This is a genomic window from Pseudomonas sp. MIACH, from assembly GCF_001269925.1.
In the GTDB taxonomy this organism is placed as follows: domain Bacteria; phylum Pseudomonadota; class Gammaproteobacteria; order Pseudomonadales; family Pseudomonadaceae; genus Aquipseudomonas.
Map to the genome: position 1 here is coordinate 166,940 of NZ_LHVO01000051.1, position 12,906 is coordinate 179,845.

Annotated in this window: 14 protein-coding genes; 9 read left to right on the plus strand and 5 right to left on the minus strand. The window is 59.2% G+C overall.

Annotated elements, in window-relative coordinates:
* Positions 1-97: 97 nt before the first annotated feature.
* Both argJ and AD670_RS19160 read left to right on the plus strand, forming a co-directional pair.
* Complete coding sequence (argJ, locus tag AD670_RS19155) at positions 98-1,315, plus strand: bifunctional glutamate N-acetyltransferase/amino-acid acetyltransferase ArgJ (RefSeq protein ID WP_053135797.1); 1,218 nt, start codon at positions 98-100, stop codon at positions 1,313-1,315.
* Between the two features lie 18 nt (positions 1,316-1,333).
* The gene (locus AD670_RS19160; protein ID WP_053135800.1) at positions 1,334-2,278 is read left to right on the plus strand and encodes a Nudix family hydrolase; all 945 of its coding nucleotides are present in this window, start codon (positions 1,334-1,336) and stop codon (positions 2,276-2,278) included.
* Positions 2,279-2,344: 66 nt separating this feature from the next.
* Here the strand turns inward: AD670_RS19160 and AD670_RS19165 are convergent, their stop codons facing one another.
* From AD670_RS19165 to AD670_RS19175, 3 genes are read right to left on the minus strand one after another with little or no spacing between them, the layout of a single operon-like run.
* Positions 2,345-2,923 carry a cob(I)yrinic acid a,c-diamide adenosyltransferase gene (locus AD670_RS19165; RefSeq protein WP_053135803.1) on the minus strand — a complete coding sequence of 193 codons (579 nt, stop codon included), beginning with the start codon at positions 2,921-2,923 and terminating at the stop codon, positions 2,345-2,347.
* Between the two features lie 2 nt (positions 2,924-2,925).
* Entirely contained in the window at positions 2,926-4,962 is a 2,037-nt protein-coding gene (locus AD670_RS19170; protein WP_053135807.1) for a PAS domain-containing sensor histidine kinase, read from the minus strand.
* Between the two features lie 46 nt (positions 4,963-5,008).
* Positions 5,009-5,926 (minus strand): putative 2-dehydropantoate 2-reductase, encoded by a 918-nt coding sequence (locus tag AD670_RS19175; protein WP_053135811.1) that lies wholly within the window; start codon positions 5,924-5,926, stop codon positions 5,009-5,011.
* Between the two features lie 123 nt (positions 5,927-6,049).
* On the opposite strand from AD670_RS19175, the gene AD670_RS19180 reads away from it, so the two are divergent.
* Positions 6,050-6,535 (plus strand): YajQ family cyclic di-GMP-binding protein, encoded by a 486-nt coding sequence (locus AD670_RS19180; protein ID WP_053135814.1) that lies wholly within the window; start codon positions 6,050-6,052, stop codon positions 6,533-6,535.
* Positions 6,536-6,670: 135 nt separating this feature from the next.
* On the plus strand, positions 6,671-7,513 hold the full coding sequence (locus AD670_RS19185; RefSeq protein ID WP_053135816.1) for a mechanosensitive ion channel family protein: 843 nt from the start codon (positions 6,671-6,673) through the stop codon (positions 7,511-7,513).
* Between the two features lie 189 nt (positions 7,514-7,702).
* Here the strand turns inward: AD670_RS19185 and AD670_RS19190 are convergent, their stop codons facing one another.
* Positions 7,703-8,995 (minus strand): OprD family porin, encoded by a 1,293-nt coding sequence (locus tag AD670_RS19190; RefSeq protein WP_053135819.1) that lies wholly within the window; start codon positions 8,993-8,995, stop codon positions 7,703-7,705.
* A 742-nt stretch (positions 8,996-9,737) separates the two neighbouring features.
* Between AD670_RS19190 and AD670_RS19195 the strand changes: the two genes are divergently transcribed.
* Entirely contained in the window at positions 9,738-10,163 is a 426-nt protein-coding gene (locus tag AD670_RS19195; RefSeq protein WP_053135959.1) for an HIT domain-containing protein, read from the plus strand.
* Positions 10,164-10,166: 3 nt separating this feature from the next.
* Entirely contained in the window at positions 10,167-10,373 is a 207-nt protein-coding gene (locus tag AD670_RS19200) for a SlyX family protein (RefSeq protein WP_053135822.1), read from the plus strand.
* 71 nt (positions 10,374-10,444) lie between these two features.
* Here the strand turns inward: AD670_RS19200 and AD670_RS32150 are convergent, their stop codons facing one another.
* The gene (locus AD670_RS32150; RefSeq protein WP_053135824.1) at positions 10,445-11,047 is read right to left on the minus strand and encodes a cold-shock protein; all 603 of its coding nucleotides are present in this window, start codon (positions 11,045-11,047) and stop codon (positions 10,445-10,447) included.
* 429 nt (positions 11,048-11,476) lie between these two features.
* Between AD670_RS32150 and AD670_RS19210 the strand changes: the two genes are divergently transcribed.
* From AD670_RS19210 to AD670_RS19220, 3 genes are all read left to right on the plus strand, one after another.
* A complete protein-coding gene (locus AD670_RS19210) occupies positions 11,477-11,950 on the plus strand; it encodes a Dps family protein (RefSeq protein ID WP_003193874.1) in 474 nt (157 codons plus the stop codon).
* A gap of 180 nt (positions 11,951-12,130) precedes the next feature.
* Positions 12,131-12,472, plus strand: a complete 342-nt coding sequence (locus AD670_RS19215) for a ribbon-helix-helix domain-containing protein (protein ID WP_053135827.1) — start codon at positions 12,131-12,133, stop codon at positions 12,470-12,472.
* Positions 12,473-12,641: 169 nt separating this feature from the next.
* Positions 12,642-12,863 carry an FmdB family zinc ribbon protein gene (locus AD670_RS19220; protein ID WP_053135830.1) on the plus strand — a complete coding sequence of 74 codons (222 nt, stop codon included), beginning with the start codon at positions 12,642-12,644 and terminating at the stop codon, positions 12,861-12,863.
* The last annotated feature ends 43 nt before the right edge of the window (positions 12,864-12,906 follow it).

A 12,906-nucleotide genomic window follows, 5' to 3' on the forward strand; every position in this document is an offset into this window, starting at 1 on the left:
CGCGCCGCGACCGGCCTCTGCCGTCGCGGCGTTTTGCCATTAATTTCACCGTCGATCACGACGGCACAGACATCACCTAATTTTAAGGAGCGCATTCATGGCTGTTGGTCTTGGTCCTTTGCCCACATTGCACCCGGTTGCCGGTTTTGAGCTCGGTATCGCTTCGGCCGGCATCAAGCGCCCAGGGCGCAAGGATGTAGTGGTGATGCGCTGTGCCGAGGGCTCGACCGTTGCAGGCGTGTTCACCCTCAATGCCTTCTGCGCCGCGCCGGTGATCCTGGCCAAACAACGCGTTGCCGGCCCGATCCGTTACCTGCTGACCAACACCGGTAATGCCAACGCTGGTACCGGCGAGCCAGGGCTGGTCGCCGCTGCGCGCACCTGCGCCAAGCTGGCCCAACTGGCCGGTGTGGACGCAAGCCAAGTGCTGCCGTACTCCACCGGTGTCATCGGTGAGCCGCTGCCGGTCGAGAAAATCGAAGGCGCCCTGCAAGCCGCGCTGGATGACTTGTCTGTGGACAACTGGGCAGCTGCCGCCACCGGCATCATGACCACCGATACCCTGCCAAAAGGCGCGAGCCGCCAGTTCGTGCACGACGGTGTGACGGTTACCGTGACCGGTATCAGCAAGGGCGCAGGCATGATTCGCCCGAACATGGCCACCATGCTTGGCTATATCGCCACCGACGCCAAAGTCTCCCGTGACGTACTGCACAGCCTGATCCTGGATGGCGCCAACAAGTCGTTCAATCGCATCACCATCGATGGCGATACCTCGACCAACGATTGCTGCATGCTGATCGCCACCGGTAAAGCCGACCTGCCGGAAATCACCTCCGCCAGCGGCCCGCTGTTCGCGGCGCTGAAGCAAGCGGTGTTCGACGTGTGCATGGAAGTCGCCCAGGCCATCGTGCGTGACGGCGAAGGCGCGACCAAGTTCGTGACGGTTGAAGTCAACGGCGGCGGCAATCACCAGGAATGCCTGGATGTCGGCTACACCGTGGCCCACTCGCCGCTGATCAAGACCGCGCTGTTCGCCTCCGACCCGAACTGGGGCCGTATTCTGGCCGCCGTCGGCCGTGCCGGCGTGCCGGACCTGGACGTGAGCAAGATCGACGTGTTCCTGGGCGACGTGTGCATCGCCAGCCGTGGCGCCCGTGCCGAAACCTACACCGAAGCCCAGGGTTCGGCGGTGATGCAGCAGGAAGAAATCACCATCCGCATCGAACTCGGTCGCGGTGAGTGCAGCGAAACCATCTGGACCACCGACCTGTCCCACGAGTACGTGAAGATCAATGCGGAATACCGTACCTGATAGAAGAGGATAAGCGCGGTGAAACGAGTGCATGTAGCAGCAGCGGTGATCCGCGGTGTCGACGGCAGGATCCTGCTGGCGCGCCGTGCCGATACCCAGCATCAGGGCGGCCTGTGGGAGTTTCCCGGTGGCAAGGTGGAGGCCGATGAGTCGGTCGCCACGGCCCTGTCCCGTGAGTTGCAGGAAGAACTGGGGATCCAGGTCACCACGGCGCGACCGCTGATCAAGGTGCAGCATGACTACCCGGACAAGCAGGTGTTGCTGGATGTCTGGGAAGTCTCGGCCTTTACCGGCGAGCCCCACGGCGCCGAGGGACAACCGCTGGAATGGGTGGCCCCGCGTGATCTGCCCAACTATGAGTTCCCCGCAGCCAATGCGCCGATTGTGGCTGCTGCACGCTTGCCCGCCGACTACCTGATTACTCCGGGCGAGCTGGAAACGCCCACGCTCCTGCGCGGGATTCAGAAGGCTATCGCCGGTGGCACCAAGCTGATCCAGCTGCGGGCGCCCAACGGTTATGACCCCAAATACCGCGACCTCGCGGTAGATGCGGTGGGCCTGTGCGCCGGTAAGGCGCAGTTGATGCTCAAGGGACCGTTTGAATGGCTCGGGGACTTTCCGGCGGCCGGCTGGCATATGACCTCGGCCCAACTGCGCAAATATGCGAGCAAAGGCCGGCCATTGCCGAAGGACCGCTGGTTGGCGGCTTCATGCCATAACGCGGAAGAACTGGCGTTGGCGGAATTGATGGACGTGGATTTTGTCACGCTATCGCCGGTGCAGCCGACCCAGACCCATCCTGATGCACAGCCGTTGGGCTGGGAGCAGGCGGCAGAGTTGATCCGTGGGTTCAGCAAACCGGTGTTTCTGTTGGGTGGGGTTGGGCCTGCGCAGCGGGAGCAGGCGTGGGAAGCCGGCGCTCAAGGTGTCGCAGGGATTCGGGCGTTCTGGCCTGAGGTTTGATGGTGCTCTGAAGGGCCCTATCGGGGGCTTGCCCCCGGTGAAGCCCTGTCAGTCACAGCATCATCATCAGTGTGGCTTTGCCGCCGCCTGCCACAACACTTCTGCAACCCCCTGGCGCTTGGCAATCACCCGCGCCGCCACAAACAGCAAATCCGACAACCGATTGATATACGCCAACCCCACCCCTTCCAACGGTTCAACCGCATTCAAATGCTGACAGCGCCGCTCGGCACTGCGCGCCAGGCTTCGGCACACATGGGCCTGGGCAATCAGCGCTGAACCACCGGGCAAGATAAAGTTTTCCAGCGGTCCGACTTCCTCGTTCCAGCGATCAATCGCGGCTTCCAGCCGATCCACTTCTGCCGCATTCAGTGCCTTGTACTCCGGCATAGCCAACTCGCCACCCAGATCGAACAACCGATGCTGGCAAGGTGTAAGTACCTCGACCACGTCCTGCAAGCCCGGATGCTGTCCGCCCAGGGCTTCGAGATAGGCCAGCAGTAAGCCGAGCTGACTGTTCAGCGTATCCACTTCGCCAATGGCCTCCACCCGGGGATGGTCCTTGGGCACGCGGCGGCCGTCGCCGAGGCCGGTTTCGCCTTTGTCACCGGTACGGGTGTAAATCTTCGACAGGCGAAAGCCCATGGTCAGTGCTCCAGTTGGGTAAGTTCGTAAGGTGGCAGTTGGCTGCCGGCCAAGGGCAGGCGCAGGGTGAAGCAGGTGCCTTGGCCGAGGGTGGAATGCACCTCCATCTGGCCCTTATGGTTGTTGGTGATGATGAAATACGACACCGACAGCCCAAGCCCGGTGCCCTGGCCGATTTCCTTGGTGGTAAAGAACGGCTCGAAGGTGCGTTTGCGCACGTTCTCGCTCATGCCGATGCCGTTGTCTTCCACCTGGATCTCTGCCCACGGCGGGTTAAGGCGGGTGCGCAGGATGATGCGCCCCGGCTCGCTGTCGTCTTCGCGCAGGTGAATGGCTTGGGCGGCGTTTTTCAGCAGGTTGAGCAGCACCTGTTCCAGTTCGTTGGCGGTGCCCGGTACGGGGCCCAGTTGCGGGTCGAACTGACGGATGATCGCCTGGCCCTTGAAGTCGAAGCCAATGGCGAGGTCAAAGTCGTTACCGGCGATTTCTACGGCCTGGTCGATCAGTGCCGGTAAGTCGCAAGGAGCCATCTGGCGGTTGCTGCGGCGGCTGAAGCTGAGCATGTGGGTGACGATTTTTGCCGCCCGTGCCCCCGCCTGCTGAATGCCGTCGAGCAGTTGCGGCACTTCGCGGCTTTGCAGGTAGCGGTTGACGATGCCCAGCTCAACGCCCACTTGTTCGGCGTGTTCCAGGTTCTTGGGCAGGTCTGGGGACAGGCGCCGGCGAATGTTCTGCACGTTATGCAGGATCGCCCCCAGTGGGTTGTTGATCTCGTGGGCCATGCCGGCAGCAAGCCCGCCGACGGACAGCATTTTTTCTGACTGCACCATCATTTCTTCCAGTGAAAGACGCTGGGTGATGTCGTCGATACGGATCACTACACCGCGCCCGGCACCGCCCATCAGTGGATAGAAGGTCAGGGCGTAATGCTTGGGCTCGTCGTCCTTGATCCAGGTGACGCGCTCGATGCGCTCCACCGTGTGTTGTTCCACCGTGGCCTTGATCTGCGGCAGGTACGGTTTGAGCGGCTGGAAGGCGAGGTAGATCGGTTGATTCAGCGCTTCATCCAAGCGCGTGCCGGACAAGGCCGTGGCCTCTTGATTCCACTGAGTGACGTAGAGCTGTTCGTCCAAGGCGATCAGTGCCGAAGGCATCGAGTCGATGATGCTGTTGAGGTAGTTCTGGAAACCGGTGAGCTTTTTCTCGATCTTGCTGCGCACCTGGACTTCGAGCTCCAGCTTGCGGTTGGTGTGGCGCGTCTCTTCGGCCAGACCTTGTGCCTGGTCGTAGGCCGCTTGTGAGTCATCCCGAGCGCGCTTGAGCTGCTGCTCACGGGCTTCGATACGCGACAGCATGGTGTTGAAGGCTTCGGCCAGACTGCCGATTTCATCGTGGTTGCCCCGGCTGGCGCGCAGGGCGTAGTTCTCTTCGCGGGTCACTTGGCGTGACAACTCTTCCAGCTCATGGATCGGCCGGGTGATCAGGCGTTTGATCTGCCGGGCGATGATCATCCACAGCAACACACTGAAAATCAGGATGCCCAGGCTGGCTGTCAATGTGCCGGTATAGAAGGCCATCGGCAGCTCACTGCTGGCCACCAGCAGCAGGTGGCCGGACGGTTGGCCGGGGCGGGGCAGGGTGATGATCTGGTTACTGCGAAATTCGGTCACTCGCCAGGCTTCGATATGCCGGTAGTTGTCCGGCAGGTGCAGGCGATCGCCGTGTTGCATCTGCGCCAGGAGATTGCCTTCGCCGTCGTACAAGGCGGCGGCGCGCAAAGGCGAATAGCTGGTCAGTTCATTCAGCAGCGCGTCAGCCTTGGTCGGGGATTCGAGGGCTTCGGCGGCAAGGGCCGGGTTGGACACCAGCCGGCCGATGGCCTGCAAGGCCTGGGGTGCCATGCTTTCCTGGGAGATCCAGTAGGCGGCACTGATAAAGGTCAGGTTGGCCACCAGCAGGACGGTGGTCAGCAGCACCAGCAGGGCGGCCAGCAGTTTCTGCCCGACTGGTAGGTTTTCTAGACGCTGGCGCAGCGGCATCAGGGTTTTCCCAGGTGATAGACAGGCGGGCAGGGTAGCGCGTGGCTCAGTCGCGGGGCAATCCGCGTGCAAGTAAGTGCTCAACCAGGCGCACTTGCAGCTGTTGCAAATGCGGCAGGCTCAATTGGTGACGAGCGGCCGCCTGGCAAGCATAGCCCAGCAAGTAGCTGATTTCGGTGCGACGGGCGTTGACCACGTCCTGGTACATGGAGGAGTAGTTGGCGGCGGTGGCCTGGATCACCCGTTCCACTTCGTGCTGCAGATCCTGCGCGGCGGCGGGTTGGCCACAGCATTCCAGCAATTCGCCAAGTTCGGCGCACAGGGTCGCGACTTCACATTGATGGTGTTGCAGTTCACCGTTGCGGCACTGGTAAAGCACTGTCAGCGGGTTGATCGCGCAATTGAGCGCCAGCTTGCGCCACAGGCGGGTGAGGATGTCGGTGCTCCATTCGTGGGGGATGCCCGCAGCGTGCAGGTCGTCCAGCCACAACGGTGGGGTAGGGTGGCTCGCGTCCCCCAGCCAGGTGTAGCCATGGCCGGCGAACACCACGCGCCAGTCACCGTCGCGAAATGCGCCTTCGGTACTGGAGGCAAACATGCAGCGGGCCTGGGGCAGTTGGGCGGCCACCGCGTCCTGGCTGCCGAGGCCGTTTTGCAGCAGGATCAGCTCGGCGTCCGGTGCCAGGCGATGTTGCAGTTGTGCGACAGCGCTCTGGGCATCGTAGGCCTTGCACGCTACCAGCAGGCGATGAATGGGCTCTGGGTTGTCGGGTGTTTCGCCGATCACTGGGTAAGTGTGGGCGACGTCGTGCTCCACCAGGGTCAAGCCTGGTGTAGCCCGGTAGCTGGCCAGGCGCGCAGCATCGCGCAGGATCAACCTGACGGGCACACCGGCGCGCGCCAGGCGGGTGGCCCACAGTGTGCCCAGGCTGCCGGCGCCGAGAATATGCCAGGTGGTCGACATCAGTTTTTGCTCCGTAGGATCGCTCACAGTGAACGGGACGAAAGAACCGCTATAATGCCTCGGCATTTTAGCTCGGGCGCGCTCCATCTCTACTGAGCCCGCCCCTTATATTGGAGAAATCACATGCCTTCGTTCGACGTGGTATCTGAACTGGACAAACACGAAGTCACCAACGCCGTCGAGAACGCCGTCAAGGAGCTGGACCGTCGCTATGACTTGAAAGGCAAGGGCAGCTTCGAATTCAAGGAAAAGGAACTGACCGTCAACCTGACCGCTGAAGCCGATTTCCAGCTGGAAGCGATGATCGAGATCCTCAAGCTGTCGCTGGTCAAACGCAAGATCGACGCGCAGTGCCTTGAAATCAAGGATGCCTACGCCTCCGGCAAGCTGATGAAGCAGGAAGCCGTGCTCAAGGAAGGCATCGACAAGGAACTGGCGAAGAAGATCGTCGCCCATATCAAGGATGCCAAGCTGAAAGTCCAGGCTGCTATCCAGGGTGAGCAGGTTCGCGTCACCGGCAAAAAACGTGATGACCTGCAAGACGCTATCGCGGCCCTGCGCGCCAAGACCTTCGACATGCCGCTGCAGTTCAATAACTTCCGCGACTGATGGCACATTGGGGAACCTGCGGGCGTTTTCGGCGTCCCACGCCCCACAACCTGCGCCCTCACTTGAGCCCTACGGGGCTCATTTGCATTTTAAGCAGTCAATAAAGCCGCACATCCGCCATACAGGAGAAGCTACATGGATTTAAACGCTGAAATGGATCACTTGATCAAGACCTCGCAGTCGTGGATCCCGATGATCATGGAATACGGCAGCCGGGTGTTGCTGGCGGTGATCACCCTGGCCATTGGCTGGTGGCTGATCAACGTATTGACCCACCGAGTGGGCCGCCTGCTGGCCTTGCGTAACGCGGACCTGGCACTGCAGCACTTCATCACCAGCCTTGCGAACATCGCGCTGAAAGTCATGCTGATTGTGAGTGTGGCGTCGATGATCGGCGTGGCGACTACCTCGTTCGTAGCTGCCATCGGTGCTGCTACCCTGGCCATCGGCCTGGCGTTGCAAGGCAGCCTGGCCAACTTCGCCGGTGGTGTGCTGATTCTGTTGTTCCGCCCGTTCCGCATTGGTGACTGGATCGAAGCCCAGGGCACCTCGGGGACTGTCGATAGCATCCAGATCTTTCACACTGTGCTGCGAACCGGCGACAACAAGACTGTGATCGTGCCTAACGGCATCCTGTCCAACGGCATCATCACCAACACCAACCGTCAGCCGACCCGCAAGGTGGTGTTTGACGTGGGTGTGGACTACGAGGCGGACCTGCAGAAAGCCCGTGAAGTGCTGCTGGAGCTGGCAAAAGACCCGCGCGTGCTGGCCGATCCTGCCGCTGTGGCCGTGGTGTCGACCTTGGGCGATAGCTCGATCACCGTCTCCCTGCGTTGCTGGACCAAGACGTCGGATTATTGGGACGTGGTGTTCATGCTCAATGAACTGGCGCGTGATCGTTTGAAGGCCGCGAATATTGATATTCCTTTTCCGCAGCGGGTTATTCGAGTCATGCAGGAAGCAGCACCGAAGTAAGTTCAACAGTTACGTTTGAGTTGGCCGAAAGGTCAGGTTAAACGTATCACCTGTATCTCGTTAGTTAGCTTGCTAGTTATTCTTCGCTGAAATAAAACTGCAATGAAAAAGCCGCTCCCTTGTAAACAGGGGAGCGGCTTTTTTGTTTAAGGCCGAGGCCTTAAGTCATCGTTGTAATTGAACGGGCAATTACAAGATGTTCAGCGGGTATTGCGCGATCAGACGCAGTTCGTCGAGAGAACCCGAGTAAACCTGGTCAGACGAACGATAGGTCGCTTGACGTACGCGCAGGCTCAGGTCTTTGGCTGGACCGCTCTGGATCACGTATTTGGCTTCGATATCGCGTTCCCACTCTTTACCGTTGTTAGTGGTCGAGGTGTTGGCGCCAGTACCTTTCACATAACGAGTCATGAAGCTCAGGCCTGGGATGCCAAAGGTCGCCATGTTCAGGTCATAGCGAGCCTGGTAGGACTTCTCGTCTTCAGCGTTGAAGTCGGAACGGGCGATGGAGTTGGCCAGGAAAATCGTGCCGCCGCCGTCTACGCCGTAGCCGTACTGGCCGTCGCCGCTGACCTTCTGTGCTGCCAGGGTGAAGGTGTGAGCGCCAATGGTGTACGCGCCTTGCAGGCTGAACGCACGGTTGTCGAGCTTGGTGGTGCTGTCTTTGTCAGCACGGACCAGGCCGGCGCCGTCGCTCTTGGTGTCGTAGATGTTGAAGTCGACAGCCACGGACTGGTCATCGCTGAGCGCGTGGGTCCAGTTGACGTTGGCGTAGATCTTCTTCCAGTAGTCTTCCACTTTCGAGTAGTAGAGGCTGGTGGTGAACTCTGGGGTCCAGGAGTACACGCCGCCCAGGAAGTTGGCGTCTCGCAGGCCACGTTTTGAGCCTGGTTCGGAGCTGGCGATACTGTCGCGGTAGGTTTGATCCTGGGCAACGATCGAGGTGAAGTGACCGGCTTCCAGTTTCAGATCTTTGATTTCGTTGCTGGTGATGGAAACGCCTTGCGGCAGTTCCGGCAGCAAACGGCTGTCATCGGAGGCGAACACTGGAGCGGTGGTGTATTGATCACCGACCTTCAGGACCGTATTGGAAATACGGAACTTAACGGCAGCACCGGCTTTGGAATAGTCGTCCTGCGAACGGCCGTCGGAACCCTCAGGGAACAGACCGGTACCGGCACGACCCTTGCCGCTGTCGAGCTTGACGCCGAGCAGGCCGATCACGTCGACACCGACACCGATGGTGCCTTGGGTGTAGCCCGAGCTGAACAGGCCGTGGAAGCCGAGACCGGTTTCTTCGATACGGCTTTGTTCTGCATCGTGGTTGCGGCGGTCACGGCTGAAGTACAAGGCACGCGTCAGGATGCTGGCGGTACTGTCTTCGATAAAGCCCTTGGAATCGTCCTGGGCGGACGCCATTGCGAACTGCGAGGTGCCTGCTGAAACAGCCAGGGCGATCATGCTCCACTTCATCACGCGCATCGTGATTTGCTCCTTTGGTTTTAGGAAGAGTACTGCCGTCCCACCTGTATTTTTATCTGGGCGGCTCTTTCTTTTTGTGTCGGCGCAAAGTTATATCACGCAGACCCTATTGACGATACTTACCCAACTTTCCTTTCAGCTTCTTTACGAGGCTGTCGTAAATTGCTAGATCCATGTCGCAAATTCACAGTCCGAATGTAACGGGACTGACAACTTCAATGCTGTTTTCAAACGCCTTTCGAAGTTTGAATTCTTCCGTGGGATGCACTGAAACGCTGCTGTTCTGTTATCGCGAAACACCGGCGTCCGAATCGGTGTCGTTGTCGACGATAGGGGGGTGAATGCAACAAGCGCGCCCAAACCGATAATCGAATGTCATTTTTTCGTGAAAAACGTGAAGAGCCTGTAAAAACCGCATAAGCACGGGCTTTTTACGCCGTTTGGTTTGGGCTTGACGCCCGTGTGTTACCCCTGTTCGCAGGTGCAAAAAAGCTGTACCGGAGAAAAACGTTACCGGACCACCCCTCTGAGTGGGTACTGGCGGATCTCTTTGAAGCACAAGTGGGTCATTTTGGTGCAGCCCGGTGAGGCCCGAATTAGCGTAGCTCAAATAAATACCTGCATCGAAAGGGTGCAGGCTTTTTGTCGGATTGCGCAGGCCTCTGCGCAATCGCCGTGAAGCCTGAGGCATTCAACGGTATGCTGGGCGCCTGAACTTGACCTGCCGAACGGAGCGCCCGTGGTGTTTGCCTTAGATCAACGCCTGCAACAAGACACGCTGGTCATCGGGGACTTCCCGTTGTGCCGTCTGCTGCTGTCCAATGACTCGAACTACCCCTGGTTCATCCTGGTGCCGCGTATCAACGGTATCAGCGAGGTGTTTCAGTTGGGTGTCGCAGATCAACAAACGCTGTGGCAGGAAACAACGGCCCTGGCGCAGTGGCTGAACGAAGGCCTGGCCGCCGACAAGATGAATATTGGTGCGCTGGGTAACGTTGTCAGCCAATTGCATGTGCATGTGATCGTACGTAAGCGTGACGATGCCGCCTGGCCAGCGCCGGTATGGGGCAAGCAGCCGGCCGTGCCTTACACAGACCAGCAAGTGACGGCGATTCGCGCGCGTTTGCGCGAGCTGCTGCCGGCTGACTTTATTTTTATCCAGGGTTGAATCATGGATCTGCAAGACCGCGTCACCGATCTGGAAAGCCGCCTGGCCTTTCAGGACGACACCATCGAGACCCTCAATGACATCCTGGTCGCCCAGCAGCGCGCGGTTGAACGCCTGCAACTGCAGATGACCGCGCTGCTCAAGCGTCAGGAAGAGATGGGCGGTCAGTTCGAGGCGTCCGAAGAAGAGGCGCCGCCGCCGCACTACTAATCCCCGTGCAATAAAAAACCGCGATCCAGCCAGGCTGGATCGCGGTTTTTTTATGCCTGCGAAGGCGGGTATCAGCGACGCGGCAGGGCCGCGATCACGTCTTCGGCTTGCAGGCCTTTGTCGCGATTCATCACGGAGAACTCCACGCGCTGGCCTTCCACCAGGACGCGATGGCCTTCGCCACGAATGGCCCGGAAGTGGACGAAGATATCGTCGCCCGAATCACGGGAAATAAAGCCGAAGCCTTTGGACGTGTTGAACCACTTGACGGTACCGGTATCCCGATTGGTCATGTCGTAGTTTTGCGACGCGGCCGCCGGGGACGAACGGTAGAAGCTGATGGCCAGATGAAGAACGATGGCGACCACAGCAATCACCAGGCTGAGCAGGATGGCCGGGTGGCCGCCCACTTCAGGCATAGGTGCCAGGAGGGTGAGGGTTTGTACGACAACGGTCAGTACCAGCAGTGCGCTGACCAGGTTTTGCAGTTGATGACGTGTGCCTTTGTTCCAGTAAGGGATTACGGGAGCGAGCGTCAGGTTAAGAAGGCCGAACAAGGCCAGGTACAGAGCGTCGTGTTGTTGCAGGTAGGGCAGGCTTTCAGGCTGCAGGGTCGGGATAAAGGACAGCAGCAAAGCTGCAACGCCCGTTAGCAGGTGGACGATTTTCAACATTTTGATTAACTCACGTTAAGACGGATCACAAGGAAGAGCTGACTGGCACGGTTCGCTTCTGAACAATGGGAGGCGTTGGGCACGTGCGCGGGCATCAGCCTATGCCGCTTGCCGTGGGAAATAACGGCGGCGACACGCTGCCTATTTAACAGCAAAGGCCGTGCCTACTCAAATCAAGCATTTGCGGGGGGTGAAAGGGGTACGGCATTTCTGCGGGAAACGCTTGTCCTAGACATGTGCAGGTGTTTCAGGCGGACTTAAAGGAAATTTCCTATGCGCCCCAAAGGCTTGTCCTGCACGGGCTGACAGGTCGTGCAGGGGCGATTTGCCGCATGTCGCCCTAGCGTGCCGGGCTGCGTATCTGCGGTGCTCTTGCTAGAGTGGCCTTGCACCTGATCAATGAATGCTTGTCAATTGAAGGGGATAAACATGGCAATCGATATCGGTATCAGTGAAGAAGATCGTAAATCCATCGTCGATGGGCTTTCACGACTGCTTTCCGATACCTATGTACTGTACCTGAAGACCCACAACTTCCATTGGAACGTCACGGGTCCCATGTTTCGTACGCTGCACTTGATGTTCGAAGAGCAGTACAACGAACTGGCGCTGGCGGTGGACTCCATTGCCGAGCGTATCCGCGCCCTGGGTTTCCCGGCACCGGGCGCCTATTCGATCTACGCCCGTCTTTCCTCCATCAAGGAAGAAGAGGGCGTGCCCAGCGCCGAAGAGATGATCAAGCAACTGGTGGCAGGCCAGGAGGCGGTCACACGTACTGCGCGTGGCATTTTCCCGCTGCTCGACAAAGTCAGCGATGAGCCGACTGCGGACCTGCTGACCCAGCGCATGCAGGTTCACGAGAAAACCGCGTGGATGCTGCGCTCCCTGCTCGAAAACCAGTAAACGTCGACCCGCAGTGGCGCCGTTTTGGCGCCACTCGCTTGTTTCCGCGCATTTCCTGGCGTTGTCCTACGCTGATCAACGTCCCGTCTTCTGGCTGCCTGCCCCGTCCTGCTGTTTTATAGCTCCACTGTCCATTGGGAGAACCCATGGGCTGCTGTTTGGCAATGGAGTGTCAGGTGTATGTCACGTGGAGTGGATGTTGGAGTGATGGAAATCGGCGGTTTTCATAAGATAAACGTCGACCCCTTCGCTAAGGGGTTTGATATGGGACTGGCCAAGCCACTGTCCCGATCGGTAAGGCTCAATGGGTTTTCCACCTGTCTGCGACTTGAGCAGATTTATTGGAATATCCTCACGGAAATAGCCAGGATCAACGCTTGTTCGGTCAGTGCGTTGTTGTCTTATGTTGATCGGGAAGTGCACTTGCGCTACGGAGGTGTGAAGAACTTCAGTGGGCTGGTCAGGGTGGTATGTGTCGTTCACGTATTAAAAGGTCGGGTGACCTCGCCGACCCCTGAGTAGTCAACGGGCACCGGGGCCGGCCTGCCGTCGAGGTGGGCGAGGCTCCGGGCAGAAAGGCGGCTGCGCTGCCTTGATTTACCAGATATAATCCCGCGCTTTGCTGCGCATGCCGGGGCTGTATCCCTGGTCAGGCGTGGCGCAGTAACGATCTGATCGCCGAGACATCTCCATGCCCATGTACGACTATCAATGTGCTTCCTGTGGTCATCAGTTGGAAGCCATTCAGAAGATCAGCGCCGCGCCGCTGGTCGATTGCCCGGCCTGCCAGGCACCGGAGCTCAAGAAGATGTTGTCCATGCCGGGCTTCCGCCTGAGCGGCAGCGGCTGGTACGAGACCGACTTCAAGACCGGCACGAAGAAGAATCTTGCGGGCGGCGACAAAGCAGACTGAGTTGAACTCTACGCGCAGGCTCCTGCATTATCCGTCCCCTGCT

Excerpts from the sequence above, each read along its gene's own strand:
- argJ (WP_053135797.1), top strand. The coding sequence starts at position 98 with ATGGCTGTTGGTCTTGGTCCTTTGCCCACATTGCACCCGGTTGCCGGT.
- AD670_RS19165 (WP_053135803.1), bottom strand. The coding sequence starts at position 2,923 with ATGGGCTTTCGCCTGTCGAAGATTTACACCCGTACCGGTGACAAAGGC.
- AD670_RS19170 (WP_053135807.1), bottom strand. The coding sequence starts at position 4,962 with ATGCCGCTGCGCCAGCGTCTAGAAAACCTACCAGTCGGGCAGAAACTG.
- AD670_RS19175 (WP_053135811.1), bottom strand. The coding sequence starts at position 5,926 with ATGTCGACCACCTGGCATATTCTCGGCGCCGGCAGCCTGGGCACACTG.
- AD670_RS19180 (WP_053135814.1), top strand. The coding sequence starts at position 6,050 with ATGCCTTCGTTCGACGTGGTATCTGAACTGGACAAACACGAAGTCACC.
- AD670_RS19185 (WP_053135816.1), top strand. The coding sequence starts at position 6,671 with ATGGATTTAAACGCTGAAATGGATCACTTGATCAAGACCTCGCAGTCG.
- AD670_RS19190 (WP_053135819.1), bottom strand. The coding sequence starts at position 8,995 with ATGCGCGTGATGAAGTGGAGCATGATCGCCCTGGCTGTTTCAGCAGGC.
- AD670_RS19200 (WP_053135822.1), top strand. The coding sequence starts at position 10,167 with ATGGATCTGCAAGACCGCGTCACCGATCTGGAAAGCCGCCTGGCCTTT.
- AD670_RS32150 (WP_053135824.1), bottom strand. The coding sequence starts at position 11,047 with ATGTTGAAAATCGTCCACCTGCTAACGGGCGTTGCAGCTTTGCTGCTG.
- AD670_RS19210 (WP_003193874.1), top strand. The coding sequence starts at position 11,477 with ATGGCAATCGATATCGGTATCAGTGAAGAAGATCGTAAATCCATCGTC.
- AD670_RS19215 (WP_053135827.1), top strand. The coding sequence starts at position 12,131 with ATGTCACGTGGAGTGGATGTTGGAGTGATGGAAATCGGCGGTTTTCAT.
- AD670_RS19220 (WP_053135830.1), top strand. The coding sequence starts at position 12,642 with ATGCCCATGTACGACTATCAATGTGCTTCCTGTGGTCATCAGTTGGAA.